Here is a 20709-nt window from a genome sequence, read left to right as displayed (position 1 = left end):
TTCAAAAAAATAGATATAGAACTCAAAAAACAGGAGACTAAGTATGGAGATGCAGCAGTGGCTGGCGCTGATCGGTATTCCGATTGTAGTGATCGGATTTGCCATGCGTTTCAATCCGGTATTGGTGGTCACGCTGGCAGGTCTGGTGACCGGCCTCGCAGTTGGCATGGATTTCTGGCTGTTGCTGGAAACCTTTGGTGAAAAATTCATGAACAGCCGTCAGCTGGCCAGTGCTTTGCTGATCTTACCGGTGATCGGTTTGCTGGAACGCTATGGCTTGCGCGAACGTGCCCAGGCCTGGGTGGCAGGCATACGCAGCGCCACAACCGGACGTATTTTGATGCTGTATTTTGTGGTACGCGAAGCGAGTGCGGCGCTCGGTCTGCTGAGCCTGGGTGGGCATCCGCAAACGGTACGCCCTTTGCTGGCCCCGATGGCGGAGGGTGCCGCCCGCCATCAGCATGGTGAATTGCCGCTGGCACTGCGCGAACGTATCGCAGCGCATGCCGCAGCCTGCGATAACGTGGCGCTGTTTTTTGGTGAAGACCTGTTTATCGCGTTCGGCGCGGTCTTGCTGATGACCGCTTTTTTGAAAGAAAACGGTATCCACACGGTAGAGCCTTTAGCGATAGGTTTGTGGGGTATACCAACCGCCTTATGTGCGCTGCTGATTCACTTGTTCCGGCTGTCGCGGCTGGATGCCTCGATTGCGCGTGAGGTACACGCCTGGCAGCAACAGCAGGGCGTGACTGCTGCATCAGGAGGCGCGCAATGAAGGCCTGGATCAGCTTGCAAGTCGTGTTTTACCTGATAGGCATCGTGGTGATGCTGATTGCATTCATGAGCTGGCGCGATGCGAGTAACCCGCGCCGCTGGAGCAGTGGCTTGTTCTGGTTTTTATTTGGCAGTGTCTTCATTGCGGGCGACGCGATGCAGGCCAGCCTGGGCAAGCCGCTCACTTACCGCATCGTGGGTGGCATCGTGCTGATACTGGCGCTGATCGCCGGTTGCAAAGGATTAGGAACAGGTCAGCATACACAAAACATGACGGCGCGGCTGCGCAGCCGCATTGAAGCCATAGGCAAAAAAATATTCCTGCCCGCACTGGCAATCCCATTCATCACCGTGATTCTGACCCTCGCCGGAAAGCATTGGCAACTGGCGGGCTGGCCATTGCTGGATCAGGGTAATCTGACGCTTGCTTCGCTGGTGCTGGCCAGCCTGTGCGCGCTGGCTGCGGCCTGCTGGCTGAGTCGCGATACGCCCTTACAGGCAGTACGCGAAGCGCACCGCTTAGTCGATGCGATGGGCTGGGCACTGATCCTGCCGCAATTGCTGGCAATGCTGGGTGGCGTGTTTGTGGCTGCGCATACCGGTCAGGCGATACAGCAAGTGGTCAGTCTGTTGATACAGCCAGACAGCCGCTTAGGTCTGGTGTTGATGTATTGCGGCGGGATGGCCTTGTTCACCATGATTATGGGGAATGCCTTTGCGGCTTTTCCTGTGATGACAGCGGGCATAGCGCTGCCTTTCCTGATACAGGGGCAGCATGCGCATCCTGCTGCGGTGGTGGCGATAGGCATGTTTTCCGGCTATTGCGGCACACTGATGACGCCGATGGCGGCGAATTTCAATATCGTACCGGCCGCACTGCTGGAACTGCGTGATCAGTATCAGGTCATCAAAATCCAGATACCGACCGCTTTGGCCGTGTTGGCCTGTAATGTGATGCTGATGTATTTTCTGGCCTTTTAGGCAGGACTTTGGCAACCGCGTTTTGGGTTGAACACAGCCCCGCATGTCGAATTAACAGCTGACAGGATGGTTAAGCATGAAAAAAATACTGATGACAGGCTTTGAGCCTTTCGGCGGAGAGAGCAGCAATCCTTCGTGGGAAGCCGTGTCGCAACTCGATCAGAGTCTGATTGCGGGCAGCCACCGCATCATAGGGCTGCAATTGCCGTGTGAATTTGAGGCCTCGCTCAGCGTACTCAATGAGGCACTGAATGCGCTGCAGCCTGAGATCGTGATCGCGGTCGGACAGGCGGGCGGACGCTGTGATCTGAGTGTGGAGCGGGTGGCTATCAATCTGATTGATGCCAGAATTGCAGACAATGCGGGTGCGCAGCCGATTGATATTCCGGTGGTGCCAGGCGGGCCAACTGCCTATTTTTCCAGCCTGCCGCTCAAGGCTATTGTGCAGGAGCTGCAGTTGCAGGGCGTGCCCGCTTCCGTGTCAAATACGGCGGGCACTTATGTGTGTAATCATGTGTTTTACGCGCTGATGCATTTCGCAAGTCAGCATCCGGGCTTGCGTAGCGCAGGTTTTGTGCATATCCCGTATATGCCCGAGCAGGCTGTGCGTCACCCCGGCCAGCCCAGTATGAGTTTGTCGCAGGTCATGCTGGGACTGCGGCTGATCGCAGAAACTGCAGTGGCGGTCAGGCAGGATGTGCGCATGAGTGCCGGTACGACGCATTGAACGGTGTATTTTTTACGATATTCAGGATAGCTACTATGTTTTCAATGTCCCTTGGTCAGCATGGATGGAGCCGTGCGTTGCGTCTTTGTACTGGTATGAGTCTGATGGGGCTGGCCTGTTTGGGTGGTCTGGCACAGGCGCAGCAGGCTGCGGCACCAGACAGCACGCCATCCGTGCAGACGCAATTAATGCAGGATCTGTACACCTTGGCCGCGCCGGAGATGGCCGGACGTGCGACCGATACGGCAGGAAACCGGCAGGCAGCGGCCTGGATTATCTCCCGTTTAGAGCAACTGGGACTGCGTCCTTGTGGTGCGGATTTTATTCAGGATTTCCGTTTTACTGTGCGTGGGCAGGATACGCAGGGCAGAAATATTCTGGCCTGCCGCGCAGGCAGTGCGCCGGATCATGCCAGCCGCCCCATGCTGTTATTGTCGGCCCACTATGACCATCTGGGTGTACGCAATGGCAAAGTGCATCCTGGCGCAGATGATAATGCTTCCGGTGTGGCAGCCTTACTCTCGATTGCGGGTGGATTACAGACTCAGCCCTTACAGCATGATGTGGTGCTGGCATTCTTCGATGCAGAAGAACTGGGGCTGCAGGGCGCCAAAGCGCTGGTCGCTCAGCCACCGGTTGAACTGCAACGAATCGCGCTGAATATCAATCTGGACATGGTCGGGCGTGGTGATCATGGGGAATTGTATGCCAGTGGCAGTTACCATACGCCTGCTCTGCGCGAATTGTTGCTGTCCTTGCCAGCCTCGCCGGACCTGCGCCTGAAGCTGGGGCATGACAGACCGGAGCAGGGTCAGGACGACTGGACCACCCAGTCCGACCACTATCCCTTATTCCGGGCCGGGATACCGTTTTTGTACTTTGGCGTGGAAGACCATGCCGACTACCATCAGCCCGGGGATACGCCGGATAAAATCCAGCCCGCCTTTTATCGGGCCGCGGTCGATCTGATTGCGCAGGCGCTCAGAGCGGCGGACCAGCGGATATTACAAGGTGGTTTGCAAGCTGGCCTGCAAGCCCGGAAAAAGGATGCTGCACCTGCTACTGTGAAGGGCGCACCCGGCTAAGACCGGATTGACGGTATCTGGGTATTTAGAAAACATGGACTAATTCGTGATTTTAGCGACAAAAATCCTTTAACTGCTTTCTAAAGCCCTGCTTACTTAGGTCTATAATGCGCGCTGCAAAAAATGCGGGTTTTTTTTATTGAACTATTGGTATACACGCCTACATGAACACACTTATCTGGTTTGTCATCCTGTATTGGGTGATCTCGGTTGGTATCGGCTTATATGCTGCGCGCTATGTGAATAACTCCAAAGACTTCGCTGTCGCTGGCCGCTCGCTGCCTATGTATGTGGTGACCGCCACCGTGTTTGCGACCTGGTTCGGTTCTGAGGCGGTGTTGGGGATTTCATCTACCTTCGTCAAAGAGGGGCTCAAGGGCGTGGTGGCTGATCCGTTTGGCTCGTCCATGTGTCTGATTCTGGTTGGTTTATTTTTTGCCAAACCGCTGTACCGCATGAATTTGCTGACTATCGGCGATTATTACCGCAATAAGTTTGGCCGTGCAGTTGAAGTGCTGGTCACCCTGTGTATCGTGGTGTCTTACCTGGGTTGGGTAGCCGCGCAGATCAAGGCGCTGGGGCTAGTATTTAACGTGGTGTCCGGTGGTTACATTCCTATGGATGTAGGTATGGTGATCGGCGCTGCCAGTGTGTTGATTTACACTCTGATGGGTGGCATGTGGTCGGTCGCAATTACCGATTTTTTACAAATGATCATCATCGTGATCGGTATGGTCTATATAGGCTGGGAAGTGTCTGGCATGGTCGGTGGAGCCGGTGTGGTGATAGAGCATGCGGCCAATGCCGGTAAATTTGAATTCTGGCCAGCCCCGACCGCACGTGAAATGCTGTGGTTCTTCGCTGCCTGGATTACCATGATGCTGGGCTCGGTACCGCAGCAAGACGTATTCCAGCGCGTGGCTTCATCTAAAAATGAAAGCATCGCCGGACGCGCTTCGGTACTGGGTGGCTTGCTGTATTTCGGGTTTGCCTTTATCCCTATGTTCCTGGCTTATTCGGCGACCCTGATCGATCCATCTATGGTGGCCAGCCTGATCGAAAAGGATTCGCAGCTGATTTTGCCTACCCTGATCATGACCAAGGTGCCTATGCTGGCGCAGGTGATGTTTTTCGGTGCGCTGTTATCGGCGATTAAGAGCTGTGCCAGTGCGACTTTGCTGGCGCCATCAGTCACGTTCTCAGAAAATATCCTGAAGCCGTTTTTCCCGCAGCAAAGCGACAAACAATTCCTGCGCATGATGCGTATTGTGGTCTTACTGTTCACTACTGTGGTGACCTTGTTTGCGATGAATACGGAATCCAGTATTTATAAGATGGTGGAAAACGCATACAAAGTCACGCTGGTGGCGGCTTTTGTCCCGCTGGCTTTTGGCTTGTACTGGAAGCCTGCCACAGCCCAGGGTGGCCTGGTTTCTATATTGTTAGGGCTGAGCAGCTGGATTGCACTCGAAATCACCGCGCCGGAAGGCTTTTGGCCGCCGCAGCTGGTGGGCGTGCTGATGAGTATGGCGGGTATGCTACTGGGCTCTCTGTTGCCACAATATACACGACAAGTGACGGAAGTCTGAATCAGGCTTGATGCAATGCGCAAATTTTCCGGTAAAACCTTTATAATTCAGGGTTTTATCAGTTTTTTAGGGCGAGAGTATGCCGATTTACGCTTATCGTTGCGAACAGTGTGGTTTTGCCAAAGATGTATTGCAAAAGATTTCTGATGCGCCGCTGACCGGTTGTCCTGAGTGCGGCAAGTCTGCATTTAAAAAGCAGGTGACTGCGGCCGGTTTCCAGCTCAAGGGTAGTGGCTGGTATGTGACCGATTTCCGCGGTGGCTCGGGTGGCTCTGCGGCTGCGGGGGCATCCGGTGAAACTGCCAGTGTACCCGGTACGTCTGCACCTGCCGTCTCCAGCGAAGTAAAAGCTGCGACGGCACCTGCTGCAGCGCCCGCTACAGCTGCTGCAGCGGCTACACCAGCCGCAGCCAGCACTGCATCCGGCTCAGGCGACAGCGTCTGAGCACTTAGTAGCAGTCTGTAAAGACCGATTTTTTTGATCAACATAGAATGTTCACCATGCGTAAATATTTCCTGACGGGCTTACTGATACTGGTTCCACTGGCGATTACGCTATGGGTGCTGCATGCCATCATCAGCACCATGGATCAGTCTCTGTTGTTATTGCCGCCACAATGGCGACCAGCAGAATTATTCGGTTTTCAGGTTCTGGGTTTCGGCGCAGTGCTGACGGTGCTGATTATTTTTCTGACCGGTTTGCTGGCGCAGAATTTCATCGGCAATTACGTGGTGCGCATCTGGGAAGGTTTACTGAACCGTATCCCTATCGTGAATTCGATTTACTCCAGCGTGAAACAGGTGTCGGATACGCTGTTCTCTTCGTCCGGCAATGCCTTCCGCAAAGCCGTGTTGATAGAGTATCCGCGTCAGGGTTCCTGGAGTATCGGTTTTCTGACCGGCGTGCCGGGGGGCGACGTAGTGAATCACCTGAAAGGCGATTACGTCAGCGTGTATGTACCCACCACGCCGAATCCGACTTCCGGTTTTTTCCTGATGGTGCCTAAGGCAGATGCCATAGAACTTAATATGAGTGTGGATGAAGCACTCAAATACATCGTTTCCATGGGCGTGGTGGCTCCCGAGCATCAACCACCAAAATAAGATAGCGCGGAATTCTGCGCTTCCTACACATTATTAATTTTGAAAACAGACAGGTAAGAAATATGTCCATGCGTACCCATTACTGTGGCCTCACTACTGAGGAATTACTCGGCCAAACCGTCAGCCTGTGCGGCTGGGTGCATCGTCGTCGTGATCACGGCGGTGTGATTTTTATCGATCTGCGCGACCGCGAAGGCTTGGTGCAGGTGGTTTGCGATCCGGATCGTGCAGATGTGTTTGCCGCTGCTGAAACTGTACGTAATGAATACTGCCTGCGCATCACTGGCCTGGTTCGCGCACGTCCTGAAGGCACAGGTAATGCAAATCTGAAATCCGGCAAAATCGAAGTGCTGGCGCATCAGGTAGAAATCCTGAATGCATCCGTTACGCCACCGTTCCAGCTGGATGACGACAACCTGTCTGAAACCACACGTCTGACACATCGCGTACTGGACCTGCGTCGTCCACAGATGCAAAACAATCTGCGTCTGCGTTACAAAGTCGCGATGGAAGTGCGTAAGTTCCTGGATTCGAACGGCTTCATCGATATCGAAACACCGATGCTGACTAAATCCACACCGGAAGGCGCACGTGATTACCTGGTGCCATCGCGTGTGAACGCCGGTGAATTCTTCGCCTTGCCACAATCGCCGCAATTGTTTAAGCAATTGCTGATGGTGGCTAACTTTGACCGTTACTATCAGATCACCAAGTGCTTCCGTGACGAAGACCTGCGTGCTGACCGTCAGCCTGAATTCACCCAGATCGACTGCGAAACTTCCTTCATGTCTGAACAGGAAATCCGCGACATGTTCGAAGGCATGATCCGTCTGGTATTCAAAAACACCCTGAACATCGATCTGCCTGACCCATTCCCGGTCATGGAATATGCAGAAGCCATGGGCCTGTATGGCTCCGATAAACCGGATATGCGCGTCAAGCTGCAGTTCACAGAACTGACCGACGTGATGAAAGACGTAGACTTCAAAGTCTTCTCCGGTGCAGCCAATATGCACAATGGCCGTGTGGTTGGTATGCTGGTACCGGGCGGTGCCAACATGCCACGTTCCGAAATCGACGCTTACACCCAGTTTGTCGCGATTTACGGCGCTAAAGGTCTGGCCTACATCAAGGTCAACGAACTGGCAAAAGGCCGTGATGGTCTGCAATCGCCTATCGTTAAAAACATCCATGACGCTGCCTTGGCTCAGATTCTGGAACGCACCGGCGCGAAAGATGGCGATCTGATTTTCTTTGGTGCCGACAAAGCCAAAGTCGTCAACGATGCGATCGGCGCATTGCGCGTGAAAATCGGTCACAGCGAATTCGGTAAATCCAATGGCTTGTTCGACGACGTCTGGAAGCCACTGTGGGTGATCGACTTCCCTATGTTTGAACATGATGAAGAAAATGACCGTTGGGCCGCTGTGCATCATCCTTTCACTGCACCAAAAGATGGTCACGAAGACTTGATGGAAACTGATCCGGGCAAATGTATCGCTAAAGCCTATGACATGGTTCTGAACGGTTGGGAACTGGGTGGTGGTTCTGTGCGTATTCACCGTGCTGATGTACAAAGCAAGGTATTCCGTGCTCTGAAGATCAGTGACGACGATGCAAAACTGAAATTCGGCTTCCTGCTGGACGCACTGCAATACGGCGCGCCTCCACACGGTGGTCTGGCTTTCGGTCTGGACCGTATCGTGACCATGATGGCCGGTGCAGAGTCTATCCGTGACGTGATCGCTTTCCCGAAAACACAACGTGCACAAGACTTGCTGACCCATGCACCATCCCCGGTGGATGAAAAACAATTGCGTGAACTGCACATCCGTTTGCGCGCAGCTGAACCAGCCATCAAGGCATGATGCAGCCCATCCCGCTGAACTGGTGCGGGATCGCTTAAGAAAAAAAGCGCGGATGATGTCCGCGCTTTTTTTTCAGGCTGCAACGATGGCCGCAATGTATCGAACAAGGAAATCAGAATGGTGACCACATGGACACTACGTCCCGCTGTAGTGAGTGATGCAAACCGGCTGGCCGTGCTCGCGACACAGGTCTGGACCCATACCTACTGTAAGCAGGGTATCAATCAGGATATAGCAGATTATGTGCTGAGCAGCCTCACGCCTGCAGCCTTTCTGGCTATGCTAAATCAGCCGCAATTGCGTCTGTCTGTGGTGGAGCAGGACGGATTTTTGCTGGCTTATGCTTTGATGGATACCGCAAGTAGCACCGGACTCAACATGGCTGACTGCTCGCAGCCCGCTTATGGCGTGGAACTGGCGACTCTGTATGTGCAGGCCCATGCAGCCGGGCAGGGCATAGGCAGCGCTTTGCTACGGCATGCAGAGCAGCTCGCAGCGAGCCAGCAAGCGCGGCTATGGCTCAAGGTCAATGCGGAAAATAACCAGGCGATCCGCTTTTATGAAAAACACGCTTACCAACGCCTGGGTGACTGGTATTTTGAGCTCGGTGAGGGGCGTTATCTGAATTACCTGATGGGGCAATAGCAAACGGCGGAGAGTATGAACACGGTTGTAAGGTAAAAGTTACAATTTTTACATATTGAAAAGGCCACTTTTCGCCTTGCTTAGTGTAAATTTCCCGTTTTCTAATGCTATTCAGGATAGGATACATGACACTGCGCACCACTACCCCGTATCAAATCGGCTTATGCCTGATCACCGTGCTCGCACTGAGTGCCTGCGGTGAGAAAAAAACCGAGCTCGGACAAGGTACTTCGGAGGTCACAGGCTCTGCCGGTCCGGCGGGTGCCAAAGGTGCCAGCAAATCCCTGACGCAATGTAGCGCACCGGTCGCCACACTGGCGATGGTAGAAAATCCCAATGGTTACACTTTGCAGAGTTCGTATAATCTGCCAACTTCACCCGTTCCGCTGATCCGTTTGCTGGCGCAGCAAAGCGGCTGCTTCCGCGTGGTGGACCGCGCGTCCGGCCTGAAGTCTGTGATACAGGAACAGGATTTGCAGGCGCAAGGCATCATCCGTAAGAACACCACGGTGCATAAGGGCAAAGGCTACGAAGCGCAATACACCATGATCCCTAGCCTGACGTTTTCAGAAAGCCACGCCGGTGGTGGCATAGGCGCCATCATGGGCATGATCCCTTTCCTCAAAAATTTCACAGGCTATGCCGAGAAAGTCACTTTCAAAGAGGCGCAAGTCGCCTTGCTGCTGACTGATAACGAAACCACGGAGCAAATTGCAGCTGCAACGGGTGCCGCCAAATCCACCGATCTCGGCATGGGGGGACTGAGCTTCGGTGCGGGCGGTGGTGGTCTGGGTGCAGGCTGGAGCAATACTAACGAAGCCAAAGTCATCGTGGCGGCTTTTCTGGATGCGCATAACAAGCTGGTGAGCCAGGTGCAGCAATTACAGAGCAAGGAATTGCCGCCTGCAGTGCCGAAGAAATAAGCGAAGCGTATCGCCAGTAAAAGGCTGACAGTGTGAGCTGTCAGCCTTTTTGCTATGTTGCGGTTTAGTCTGCTCCAGGCTGTGAGGCTGCACAGAATGTTTGCATTGCACAGCGTCGCAGGTGATGGCCTGAGATCGGAACGCCTATTGGGCCGGGATAGAAAAATGGGGCGATAGTTTTATTAAGAAATATTGCGCTGCATTAAGTTAAGTATTGTCAATTCTCCATATGACACTTATTTTCCGTGGGGAAAGTGCTATAACGTACACATCCAGCCGACTGATTGTTCCGCACTGTTAGGAGCCCTTATGAAACTACGTTTTGCCTCTCTCGTTGCCAGCACTTTTGGTATCGCTGTTTTCTTTTCTGGTCTGGCCAGCGCGGCCGAACACGGCAGTGAAGCCGAAGCGCAGAAAATGGTGAAAGACGGTATCGCGCTGGTGAAGTCAGCCGGTGCGGACAAAGCCTATAAAACCTTTACTGAACATCCTGACGGTGCGTTTAAAGACCGCGACCTGTATGTATTCGCCTATGATTTTGAGGGCAATTGTCTGGCCCAGGGAGCGAATGCCAAGATGGTCGGAAAAAATTTATTAGGCATGAAAGATGTGGACGGCAATGCCTTCATCAAAGGCATGATAGACATGGTCAAAGCGTCGGGTAAAGGCTGGTATGGACCCTATAAATTCAATAACCCGGCCACCCAGTCCTATGATCTGAAAAAATCCTATTGTGAGCGTGGTGCAGGAGACAGCATGCTATGCGTGGGCGTCTACGCATCTAAATAAAAGAACTGACGCAAATCGGCCCCAGCTGCGTTTTGGCTTCTTGTCGTACTTTAGCGTACTGCCTCGCCAGGCCTTGCCGAGACTATCTTGCGTCATTCCTCAATAACAATCAAAACGAGAGTTGGCATGGCGTCTCATCAGCGCCATGCTTTTTTTTTCTTATGCTTTTGTTGTGTCCGCTACGCAGGTATCCGGGCAGCGCCTGAAAATGCGCTTAAATCGTCTATACTGAGAAGCAGTCTTTCACGCAATCTGGGCGCTGCTGCAGAGGGCTATGCCGCGCCTTAGAAATACACTTCACTGTTTTGACGAGGCGCTCATGTTGCTACGTAATGCACACAAACTGTTGATTGCCACTCAGGGTTTGACGTTGATTTTTCTGTTTTGGTCAGCTGCCGGCTTGCCGCCGGAATTGGCCGCCCATTTTAATGCGGCCGGTCTGCCTGATCGTTATGCTTCACGCACTTCCCATCTGATACTGATGACTTTGCTGATCGTCGGTTTACCAGCGCTGGTCACAGGACTGGTTTCGGCCGTATTACGTGCCGATGTACCCATCAATGTGCCACATGCAGATTATTGGCTGGCGGATCAGCGTAAAGCCGCGACCATTGCCTGTCTGCGCTCCTTTGTTATGTTGATTCAGGTTTGGATGGTGCTGTTCTTCGGCTACACCCACATTCTTATCGTACAGGCTAATCAGGCGGCTGTGGTTCAGTTGCCCGCCACTGCCAGCATGCTGGGGTTGACGATTTTTCTGGCCGGGACGCTGGGTGGCGTAGGCATGCTGATCCGGCATTTTGCGCGCCCTCCGCTAGACTGCAATTAGCCGCAGCGCGCAGATAGCGCCCGTCACAGCGCTGTGACCGAAACCAGTTAGAATAGCGCTGTTGCTGGCCTCCGTGATGAAGATATATGTGCTGTTTGCAGCATGTGTATTCAGACCGCAGGTCAGTGTTGATGACGGTTCTGCTTCTGACTTGTTGCTATGCCTTATAAAATTCCTGAGTCTGTACTGGTCGTGATTTATACCCCTGCGCTGGATGTACTCTTGCTGGAGCGCGCTGACAAGCCTGGTTTCTGGCAATCGGTGACCGGCTCCAAAGATACGCCCGATGAGGCGCTGGCCTATACCGCCGCCCGTGAAGTGGCAGAAGAAACCGGAATAGACGCAAGCCTGCATCGCTTGCATGACTGGGAACTGTGCAATGTCTATGACATTTACCCGGTCTGGCGTCACCGCTATGCGCCGGGTGTCACCCAAAATACCGAACATGTATTCGGACTGTGCGTCGATGCGATTCAGGCGGTCACGCTGGCGCCGCGCGAACATTTGCAGTATCGCTGGCTGCCCTGGCATGCTGCCGCCGATGCCTGTTTTTCACCCTCCAATGCGGAAGCGATTTTGCAGCTGCCGCGCCTGCATGCGAAGTTTCATCCCGGTGCTGTTGAACAGGTCACCAGCGTATGACACTTAAAATCGCCAGCTACAATATTCATAAAGGCGTCAGCGCATTTGGTCGTCAGGCCCGTATCCATCATTTAAAAGATGCGATTGCTACGCTGGATGCGGATCTGGTGTTTTTACAGGAAGTACAGGGGCAGCATGATCTGCATGCACGCCGTCATGCACTGTGGCCACAGCAGGCTCAGCATGAATTCCTGGCCGGAGATTCGCATCATGCCGCCTATGGCATGAATGCTGTTTATAACCACGGACACCATGGCAATGCGTTGCTGAGCCGCTTCCCGATTCATTCTCAGGCTAACCATGATGTGTCTGATCATGCGTATGAACAGCGTGGCATTCTGCATGCGGTGGTCGATCATCCGGCTGCAGCTATCCATTGTTTTGTGATTCATCTGGGTTTGTTTGCTGCCAGCAGAAAGCGTCAGATTGCGGCGCTGATTGCGACCATAGAACGCGATACGCCCGCCGATGCGCCGCTGATTATTGCAGGCGACTTCAATGACTGGAATCAGCGTCTGAGTCATGATTTATACACAGCGCTGGGTGTGCGCGAGGCATTTGATATCGATGCCGGGCACCGGCATCCCGCATTTTTACCGGCCAGTCTGCATCGTCTGTGGAAGCCGTCGCGCCCAAATCATGCCAGAACTTTTCCGGCTGGCTTACCCTGGCTCTGCCTGGATCGCGTGTATCTGCGCGGCTTTGAAGTCAGTCAGGCGCGGGTCCTCAATGGTAAGCCCTGGACTAGCTTATCGGATCATGTACCGATCAGCGCTGAATTGCAGTTACTGCAGCCGGGGCAGTCTGAGCGATGAGTAAGCTAACGTTCATCGATGGCAACGATGTGCGCTTGCTACGTTCGGGCAAGGAATTTTTTCCGGAACTGCTGGGCGCGATACATGCCGCGCAGCAGGAAATTTATCTCGAAACTTATATCTTCACTGCCGACCCGACTGCCAACCAGGTCAGGGATGCGCTGAAGGCCGCAGCCCGCCGTGGCGTCACTGTCCGGGTCGTGATTGACTGGCTGGGCAGTGGCAGGGCGGCGGCAGAAACCTTGGTGGCTGACTTATGCGCTGCAGGTGTGGCTGCACGTTGTTTCAATCCCTGGTTCCGCCGTGGACTGGCGCGTACCCACCGAAAAATTCTGGTGGCCGACCGTGCCGTCGCATTGGTTGGTGGCTTGAATATTATTGACGATCTGGTGTCGGATGATGGCTGGGACTTGCCTCTCCCTTACCCACGCTGGGATTTCGCCGTCAGTCTGCGTGGACCCTTGGTACGCGTTGTGTTTCACGAGGTGGATGCGCAATGGCGGCGTACCGGTAAGCTCAATTTACGCGCCCGTTTTGCATTGATGCGGGATTTGCATCATGAAGCTAAAGTCGCACGTACCCGTTTGAGTCCGGCCGCCTTGCTGGTCCGGGATAATCTGCGTAACCGCAGCACGATCCAAAAAGCTTATCTGCAGGCGCTGGGGCAGGCAAAGCGGCGTGCGATCCTGGTCACGCCGTATTTTGCGCCGGGCCGGAAATTCCGGCGCGCACTGACAGCGGCGGCCAGTCGTGGTGTGCAGGTAACACTGGTGGTCGGGGTTGGACAATTTGCCTTACAGGATGCGGTGGCGCAGTCCTATTATCCTGGCCTGTTACGGCAGGGCGTAAGGATTATCGAATATCATAAAACCCAATTGCATGCGAAAGTCGCCATCGTCGATGATGACTGGGCGACGGTCGGCTCGAGTAATTTCGACGCCTTGAGCCTGTTTCTGAATCATGAAGCCAATATCGTGATTCAGGATGCTGAATTTACCGCTGAATTAGAGACAGAACTCAATCAGGGGATAGCCGACGGCAGCGAAGTGCAGGAGGCGGATTTTTCCAGCCTGCCGTGGACGCGCAAGCTGTGGAATGGCTTCGCTTTTCTGGTGTACCGCAATCTGATGCGCATCATGACTTCCGGGCATTACGGCTGATGACGCTGCTACACGGCATAGATTTCACCTCCGCACCCAGTCGTCGGAAAGGCGTGACGATCGCGACTGCGGTCGCGCAGGATGGAATGCTGGCGCTGAGTGGCCTCACGAGGCTGCATAGTCTGGCCGAATTCTCTGCGTGGTTACAGCAACAGGAACACTGTGTGGCCGCGTTTGACCTGCCGTTTTCACTGCCGCGTGAACTGATCGGGCAGCAGGGCTGGCCGCAGCACTGGCCCGCGCTGATCGCTGAGCTGAGCACGCTGAGCCGGGCCGGTTTGCGTGAGGTCTGCAAAGCCTTTTGCGATGCCAGACCACCCGGTAATAAATTTGCCCATCGCGCCACCGACCGGCCTGCCGGTTCTTCACCTTCGATGAAATGGGTGAATCCACCCGTCGCCTACATGCTGCATGCGGGTATGCCGCTGATAGTGCAAGCTGGCTTTTCGGTGCCCGGCATGCATCTGGCGCAATCGCACAAAATTGCGCTGGAAGCCTATCCCGGCATGGTTGCACGCAGCATCACCCGGCTGTCGTATAAAAGTGATGATAAAGCGAAGCAGGATGCATCCCGTACAGAGCAGCGCAGCCGCATCATCGCTGCCATTGAAACCGGCGCCACGCCCTGGCAAACTCCGCTGCAATTAGGGCCGTGGCGCGATGCGATTCTGGCCGATGGCAGTGCCGATTTGCTTGATGCGGTGCTGTGTCTGCTGCTGGCGGGCTGGGCCTGGCAGCGGCGGGAACAACAGTTTGGCTTACCTTCCTTTGACGCATTGGAGGGCTGGATCGTCGGCTGTGATCTGCTGATCCCCTGAGCCATGCCGGCGTCAGCTGCGTCGGCTGTTGGTACTAGCGCTGATGCAGCACAGAAATGGCTTGTAATTCATCTGAGGCTGCAATACATTGCTTCAAAATAGAATGAACGTACGAAAATTTTGCGCAGCCTGGCTGTCCGTCAGCACTGACTGCGCCACCTTCGTTTTACCTATCCCCATGACAGACACCACCCGTATTGATAAATGGCTCTGGGCTGCGCGTTTTTTTAAAACCCGCAGTCTGGCCACCCACGCCGTTGAATTAGGCCGCGTGTTACAGAATGAACAAAGAGTTAAACCGGCGCACAGCGTTAAACCCGGCGATTTGATCCAGGTTACCCATGGTGAGCAAACCTGGGAAATCCATGTCCTGCGCATCCTTGAAATGCGCGGGCCAGCAGCGGTGGCGCAGACCATGTATCAGGAAACCGAGGACAGCCTGGCGCGCCGTCACACCCAGGCTGAGAACCGCAAGTATTACCGCGAACCGGCCGCTGCGATACAGGGACGACCGACCAAGCGGGATCGCCGTCAGCTCGACTTTGACCGTTCCTGAGTCGCCGGGACGCTTGCAATCACAGACAACATTGAAAAAACAGCCGGAGCCTGAAGCAATGAAATACCGCTGTCGCAAAACAAATAGATACTCTCCTCTAAAGGCGGAAAGCAGTTTGACTTTTCATGCGCTCTGACTAATAGTACGAGCGTTCGATTAATTCACTCGTTTGCATATTTTTGCTAAACGTAAAGCATTTCAAAATAAGCAATGTAATATGAATATGACATCGAAATTCATGCGCAAAGGGGAATTGACCCGCGCGGCTATCCTGGATGTGGCTCTGGATGCCGCCAGTCGTGACGGCATAGAAGGCCTGACTATAGGCTTGCTGGCTGACAAGATGAACATGAGTAAGTCTGGCGTTTTTGCCCATTTCGGCTCACGCGAGGATTTACAGATCGAAGTGCTGAAGCTGTATCACCATCACTTCGAGCAGGAAGTGTTCTACCCGAGTATGAAAGAAGAGCGCGGCTTACCGCGCCTGCAGTCGATGTTTGCATTGTGGATTAAGCGCGTGACGGTGGAAATCGCTTCCGGTTGCATCTACATCAGTGGTGCGGCGGAATACGATGACCGGCCTGGTCCGATCAGGGATGAACTGGTCGGCATGGTCAGAGCCTGGCAGGGTGCATTGCACCGCGCTGCCACCCAGGCAATTCAGCTTGGGCATTTGCGCGCCGGGGTCGATCCGGAGCAGATAGTGTATGAAATGTATGGCCTGATACTGGCGTTACACCACGATGCGCGCTTCTTGCGCAAACCTGGCAGTGTCGACCGGGCCCAGGCAGGTTTTGAACGTATGATCGAATGCTATGCACCAGTCGGAGAAGCTGCTTAAGCCGATACCAGACTGTTTTTTTCAGTAGCGACAGGGGCGCTTGTCATGTGCCGGACATGCCTGTCACTAGTTTCGTAAATTTAACTATTTAATTTTGCCGTCAGGAGATAATCATGGGTCAATATATCGCTCCATTGCGTGATATGCAGTTTGTTTTGCATGAATTACTGAATGTCGAATCCGAGCTCAAGCAATTGCCAGCACACGCGGAAGTCGATGCCGATATCATCAACCAGATTCTGGAAGAAGGCGGCAAATTCACCTCTGAAGTACTGTTCCCGCTGAACCATTCCGGTGACCGCGAAGGCTGCCACCACGACAAAGCGACACACACTGTCAAGACACCAAAAGGCTTTAAAGAAGCCTACGAACAATACATCGCTGCAGGCTGGCCTGCTTTGTCCTGCGATCCGGAATTTGGTGGTCAGGGCTTGCCGCTGGTCGTCAACAACTCTTTCTATGAAATGCTGAACTCGGCCAACCAGGCATGGACCATGTACCCAGGTCTGTCCCATGGCGCCTACGAGTGCATTCATGAGCACGGCACAGACGAACAAAAATCGCTGTACCTGCCTAAACTGATTTCCGGCGAATGGACAGGCACCATGTGTCTGACTGAGCCACACTGCGGTACCGATCTGGGTCTGCTGCGTTCTAAAGCAGAACCTCAGGAAGACGGTACCTACAAAATCACTGGCGCTAAGATTTTCATCTCGGCTGGTGAACACGATATGTCACACAATATCGTCCATCTGGTACTGGCACGTCTGCCAGGCGCACCGGAAGGTTCGAAAGGTATTTCCCTGTTCATCGTGCCTAAGTTCCTGCCGAATGCAGATGGTTCTAACGGTGCACGTAACCCGATTTTCTGCGGCGCGATCGAAGAAAAAATGGGTATCCACGGTAACTCTACCTGCCAGATGAATCTGGATGGCGCAACTGGCTGGCTGATCGGCGGCCCGCACAAAGGTCTGAACGCGATGTTCGTGTTCATGAACGCAGCACGTCTGGGTGTTGGTATGCAAGGTCTGGGTCTGACTGAAGTCGCGTATCAAAACGCGCTGGTGTATGCAAAAGACCGTATTCAGATGCGTAGCCTGTCCGGCCCGAAAGCATTGGACAAACCAGCAGATCCTATCATCGTACACGCTGACGTACGCCGTATGCTGCTGACCGCTAAAGCCTATGCTGAAGGTGCGCGCGCATTCTGCTCTTACGTCGCACTGCAACTCGACAAAGAACTGAACCACCCAGACGAAGCAACCCGTAAAGATTGCGCTGACGAAGTCGCTCTGCTGACACCTATCGTCAAAGCCTTCATCACTGACAACGCATGGACGTCGACTTCTGAATGTCTGCAAGTCTACGGTGGCCACGGCTTTATCGCAGAATGGGGCATGGAACAGTATGTCCGTGACGCACGTATTAACATGATTTACGAAGGTACCAATACCGTACAGTCGCTCGATTTGCTGGGTCGTAAAATCCTGATGGATAACGGTGCAAAACTGCGTAAATTCGGCGCTAAAGTACAAGCCTTTGTTGAAGCCAACGGTACTAACGAAGCACTGGCTGAATTCGTGACACCGCTGGCTGAGCTGGGTGATAAAGTCACTAAGCTGACCATGGAAATCGGCATGAAAGCCTTCCAGAATCCGGATGAAGTCGGCGCTGCTGCCGTGCCTTACCTGCGCGTTGTCGGTCATCTGGTGTACAGCTATTTCTTTGCACAAATGGCGAAAATCGCTCTGGAAAAACAGGATTCCGGCGATACATTCTACAAAGCGAAACTGGCGACCGTACGTTTCTACTTCGCCCGTCTGTATCCTGAAACAGCGATGCTGATCCGTCAGGCACGTTCCGGTTCCGCTAACCTGTTGTCGCTTGAAGCAGATTTGTTCTGATGTTTTAACACCCGGGGTGTGCATTGCACGCTGCGGGTTGGTAGTGAGGTGTGATAACACACCATGATCTTCCGGATTGACAGGCTGCGCGATGCGCGGCCTGTCGGTTCAACCCGCTGTTGAGGGAAAAGATCATTCACAGATAATTTGCTTTTCGTTGTTTTACGAATTTCAACCGAGGTTAAAAATGACCAATTTCATCGTTAAAAAAGTCGCTGTTCTGGGCGCTGGCGTGATGGGTGCGCAGATTGCCGCTCACTGCGTCAATGCAAAAGTACCTGTAGTCCTGTTCGATCTGCCAGCAAAAGAAGGTCCAAAAAACGGCATCGTTCTGCGCGCGATAGAAAACCTGAAAAAACTCAATCCTGCTCCTTTGGGTAACAAAGATGATGCAGCATTAATCGAAGTCGCCAATTACGAAGACAACCTCGATGTACTGGCTGGCTGCGATCTGATTATTGAAGCCATCGCTGAGCGCATGGACTGGAAACATGACCTGTACAAAAAGGTTGCTCCACACATTGCGCCAAATGCGATCTTCGCATCGAATACTTCCGGTCTGTCCATCACTGCCTTGTCTGAAGGCTTCGAGGCAGAACTGAAAGCCCGTTTCTGCGGCGTACACTTCTTCAATCCACCACGCTATATGCATTTGGTGGAACTGATACCTACCGTGTCTACCCGTGCTGAGATCATCGACCAGCTCGAAGGCTTCCTGACCACTACGCTGGGTAAAGGCGTGGTACGCGCTAAAGACACACCGAACTTCATCGCTAACCGCGTTGGTATTTTCGGTATGCTGGCCACCATCTATGAAGCAGAAAAATTTGGTCTGACCGTAGACGTAGTGGATGACCTGACCGGTAAAAAACTGGGCCGTGCTTCTTCCGGTACTTTCCGTACTGCGGACGTCGTTGGTCTGGACACCATGGGTCATGTAATCAAAACCATGCAGGACAACCTGGCGGATGATCCTTTCTTCGCTGTCTACAAAACGCCGGACGTATTGGCTAAGCTGGTAGCGGCGGGCGCGCTGGGTTCCAAGACCGGTGCCGGTTTCTACAAAAAAGTCGGTAAAGACATCCAGCGTCTGGATTTCGCATCCGGCGAATATGTAGCGGGTGGAGCCAAGGCAGACGACGTAGTTGCGCGTATGCTCAAGGAAAAAGATCCGGTCAAGAAAATGAAGACTCTGCGTGAATCCAGCCATGTACAGGCACAGTTCCTGTGGGCGATTTTCCGCGATGCTTTCCACTACATCGCTGTGCATGGCGCAACGATCGCTGACAATGTACGCGATATCGACTTCGCAATGCGCTGGGGCTTTGGCTGGAACGTGGGTCCGTTTGAAACCTGGCAGGCATCTGGCTGGCAGGAAGTGGCAGGCTGGGTCAAAGAAGATATCGAAGCAGGCAAGGCACTGTGCAACACACCATTGCCAGCCTGGGTATTCGATGGCCGCACCGGCGTCCACAGCGCAGAAGGTTCCTGGTCGCCAGTCAGCAGCAGCTATGTACCACGCTCTGCACTCAAGGTATATGACCGTCAGGTATTCCGTGCACCGGTACTGGGTGCAGGCGCAGAAAGCGGTGCCAATGCAGGCACGACTTTCTTCGAAGATGAATCGGTCCGCATCTGGCATCAGAACGATGATGTGCTGATCCTGTCCATGAAAACCAAGATGCACGTGATTGGCCCAGGCGTGATCGAAGGCATGGAAAAAGCCATCGCTGAAGCCGAGAAGAATTTCAAAGGTCTGGTGATCTGGAGTGCGGATGCAGCCGATGGCGGTGCATTCTCTGCCGGTGCTGATCTGCAAGCGATGCTGCCGCTGTTCATGTCCGGTGGCATCAAGGCGATTGAGCCTGCGATCTCCCGTCTGCAAAATGCCCATCAGGCACTGAAATACGCGAACATCCCGGTCGTGGCTGCGGTCTCCGGTCTGGCACTGGGTGGCGGTTGTGAATTGATGATGCATGCTGCGAAGCGTGTGGCATCGATCGAATCCTACATCGGTCTGGTAGAAGTCGGCGTTGGTCTGGTTCCTGGCGGTGGTGGTCTGAAAGAAGCCGCAGTACGTGCTGCAGCGGATGCCAAAGGCACAGACTTGCTGCAATTCCTGAAGAACTACTTCACCAATGCAGCGACTGCAGCGGTTTCCAAATCTGCGCTGGAAGCGAAGAAAATGGGTTACCTGTCTGATAGCGACGTAATCGTGTTCAACCCTTATGAGTTGCTGCATGTAGCGAAAGTAGAGGCTCGTGCGATGTTCGATGCAGGCTACCGCGCACCGATGAAAAAACTGGTACCTGTCACTGGCCGTCATGGCATCGCGACCATAGGCGCACAGTTGATCAATATGCGTGACGGTGGCTTCATCTCTGCGCATGACTTCAAACTCGGCAAGATGATTGCAGAAGTAGTTTGCGGTGGCGATATCGACAATGGCAGTCTGGTCAGCGAACAATGGTTGCTCGATATGGAGCGTAAAGCGTTTATGGAATTGCTGAATCATCCGAAAACGCAAGAGCGCATCATGGGCATGATGCAAACCGGCAAACCAGTACGTAACTAATTAAAAGCTTAAAGACCAAAAACCCTTGGACACAGAGACACGGAGACACAGAGATGGCACAGAGAGCACCCTGTAGTGTTGACT

20 protein-coding genes are annotated in these 20709 nt (G+C 53.6%); all 20 read left to right on the top strand.

Annotated elements, in window-relative coordinates:
* Window positions 1–43: 43 nt before the first annotated feature.
* The 20 genes from H8K43_RS15585 (at window position 44) to H8K43_RS15490 (ending at window position 20625) form a co-directional block, all read left to right on the top strand.
* Complete coding sequence (locus H8K43_RS15585) at window positions 44–775, top strand: DUF969 domain-containing protein (RefSeq protein ID WP_186904681.1); 732 nt, start codon at window positions 44–46, stop codon at window positions 773–775.
* On the top strand, window positions 772–1755 hold the full coding sequence (locus H8K43_RS15580; protein WP_186904680.1) for a DUF979 domain-containing protein: 984 nt from the start codon (window positions 772–774) through the stop codon (window positions 1753–1755). The genes H8K43_RS15585 and H8K43_RS15580 overlap by 4 nt, the downstream gene beginning before the upstream one ends.
* A gap of 76 nt (window positions 1756–1831) precedes the next feature.
* Window positions 1832–2482: a pyroglutamyl-peptidase I gene (gene pcp / locus H8K43_RS15575; RefSeq protein WP_186904679.1), complete on the top strand. Its 651-nt coding sequence runs from the start codon at window positions 1832–1834 to the stop codon at window positions 2480–2482.
* 35 nt (window positions 2483–2517) lie between these two features.
* Window positions 2518–3567 carry a M20/M25/M40 family metallo-hydrolase gene (locus tag H8K43_RS15570; RefSeq protein ID WP_186904678.1) on the top strand — a complete coding sequence of 350 codons (1050 nt, stop codon included), beginning with the start codon at window positions 2518–2520 and terminating at the stop codon, window positions 3565–3567.
* Between the two features lie 164 nt (window positions 3568–3731).
* Window positions 3732–5156 (top strand): high affinity choline transporter 1, encoded by a 1425-nt coding sequence (locus H8K43_RS15565; protein WP_186904677.1) that lies wholly within the window; start codon window positions 3732–3734, stop codon window positions 5154–5156.
* Between the two features lie 79 nt (window positions 5157–5235).
* Window positions 5236–5601, top strand: coding sequence for an FmdB family zinc ribbon protein (locus H8K43_RS15560; RefSeq protein WP_186904676.1), 366 nt, complete (start codon window positions 5236–5238; stop codon window positions 5599–5601).
* A 56-nt stretch (window positions 5602–5657) separates the two neighbouring features.
* On the top strand, window positions 5658–6260 hold the full coding sequence (locus H8K43_RS15555) for a DUF502 domain-containing protein (protein ID WP_186904675.1): 603 nt from the start codon (window positions 5658–5660) through the stop codon (window positions 6258–6260).
* A 62-nt stretch (window positions 6261–6322) separates the two neighbouring features.
* Window positions 6323–8128 carry an aspartate--tRNA ligase gene (aspS, locus tag H8K43_RS15550; RefSeq protein ID WP_186904674.1) on the top strand — a complete coding sequence of 602 codons (1806 nt, stop codon included), beginning with the start codon at window positions 6323–6325 and terminating at the stop codon, window positions 8126–8128.
* Between the two features lie 117 nt (window positions 8129–8245).
* The gene (locus tag H8K43_RS15545; protein WP_186904673.1) at window positions 8246–8773 is read left to right on the top strand and encodes a GNAT family N-acetyltransferase; all 528 of its coding nucleotides are present in this window, start codon (window positions 8246–8248) and stop codon (window positions 8771–8773) included.
* A 125-nt stretch (window positions 8774–8898) separates the two neighbouring features.
* A complete protein-coding gene (locus H8K43_RS15540) occupies window positions 8899–9696 on the top strand; it encodes a CsgG/HfaB family protein (protein ID WP_186904672.1) in 798 nt (265 codons plus the stop codon).
* A 309-nt stretch (window positions 9697–10005) separates the two neighbouring features.
* A complete protein-coding gene (locus H8K43_RS15535) occupies window positions 10006–10485 on the top strand; it encodes a cache domain-containing protein (RefSeq protein WP_186904671.1) in 480 nt (159 codons plus the stop codon).
* Between the two features lie 319 nt (window positions 10486–10804).
* Entirely contained in the window at window positions 10805–11314 is a 510-nt protein-coding gene (locus H8K43_RS15530) for a DUF1648 domain-containing protein (protein ID WP_186904670.1), read from the top strand.
* 159 nt (window positions 11315–11473) lie between these two features.
* Window positions 11474–11956 (top strand): dihydroneopterin triphosphate diphosphatase, encoded by a 483-nt coding sequence (nudB, locus tag H8K43_RS15525; RefSeq protein ID WP_186904669.1) that lies wholly within the window; start codon window positions 11474–11476, stop codon window positions 11954–11956.
* A complete protein-coding gene (locus H8K43_RS15520; protein WP_186904668.1) occupies window positions 11953–12771 on the top strand; it encodes an endonuclease/exonuclease/phosphatase family protein in 819 nt (272 codons plus the stop codon). Before nudB ends, H8K43_RS15520 begins: the two co-directional genes overlap by 4 nt.
* The gene (gene clsB, locus H8K43_RS15515) at window positions 12768–13931 is read left to right on the top strand and encodes a cardiolipin synthase ClsB (protein WP_186904667.1); all 1164 of its coding nucleotides are present in this window, start codon (window positions 12768–12770) and stop codon (window positions 13929–13931) included. Before H8K43_RS15520 ends, clsB begins: the two co-directional genes overlap by 4 nt.
* Window positions 13931–14749: a DUF429 domain-containing protein gene (locus H8K43_RS15510; protein ID WP_186904666.1), complete on the top strand. Its 819-nt coding sequence runs from the start codon at window positions 13931–13933 to the stop codon at window positions 14747–14749. Before clsB ends, H8K43_RS15510 begins: the two co-directional genes overlap by 1 nt.
* Window positions 14750–14882: 133 nt before the next feature.
* Window positions 14883–15305, top strand: coding sequence for an RNA-binding S4 domain-containing protein (locus H8K43_RS15505; RefSeq protein ID WP_408058555.1), 423 nt, complete (start codon window positions 14883–14885; stop codon window positions 15303–15305).
* A gap of 238 nt (window positions 15306–15543) precedes the next feature.
* Entirely contained in the window at window positions 15544–16146 is a 603-nt protein-coding gene (locus tag H8K43_RS15500; RefSeq protein WP_162020838.1) for a TetR/AcrR family transcriptional regulator, read from the top strand.
* Window positions 16147–16259: 113 nt separating this feature from the next.
* A complete protein-coding gene (locus H8K43_RS15495; RefSeq protein WP_186904665.1) occupies window positions 16260–18050 on the top strand; it encodes an acyl-CoA dehydrogenase C-terminal domain-containing protein in 1791 nt (596 codons plus the stop codon).
* A gap of 187 nt (window positions 18051–18237) precedes the next feature.
* The gene (locus tag H8K43_RS15490; RefSeq protein WP_162020724.1) at window positions 18238–20625 is read left to right on the top strand and encodes a 3-hydroxyacyl-CoA dehydrogenase/enoyl-CoA hydratase family protein; all 2388 of its coding nucleotides are present in this window, start codon (window positions 18238–18240) and stop codon (window positions 20623–20625) included.
* The last annotated feature ends 84 nt before the right edge of the window (window positions 20626–20709 follow it).

The organism is Cognatundibacterium curvum, from assembly GCF_014284235.1.
In the GTDB taxonomy this organism is placed as follows: domain Bacteria; phylum Pseudomonadota; class Gammaproteobacteria; order Burkholderiales; family Burkholderiaceae_D; genus Undibacterium; species Undibacterium curvum.
Note: the sequence above shows the minus strand (reverse complement) of the source record. Positions and strands in the feature narration are given on the sequence as shown.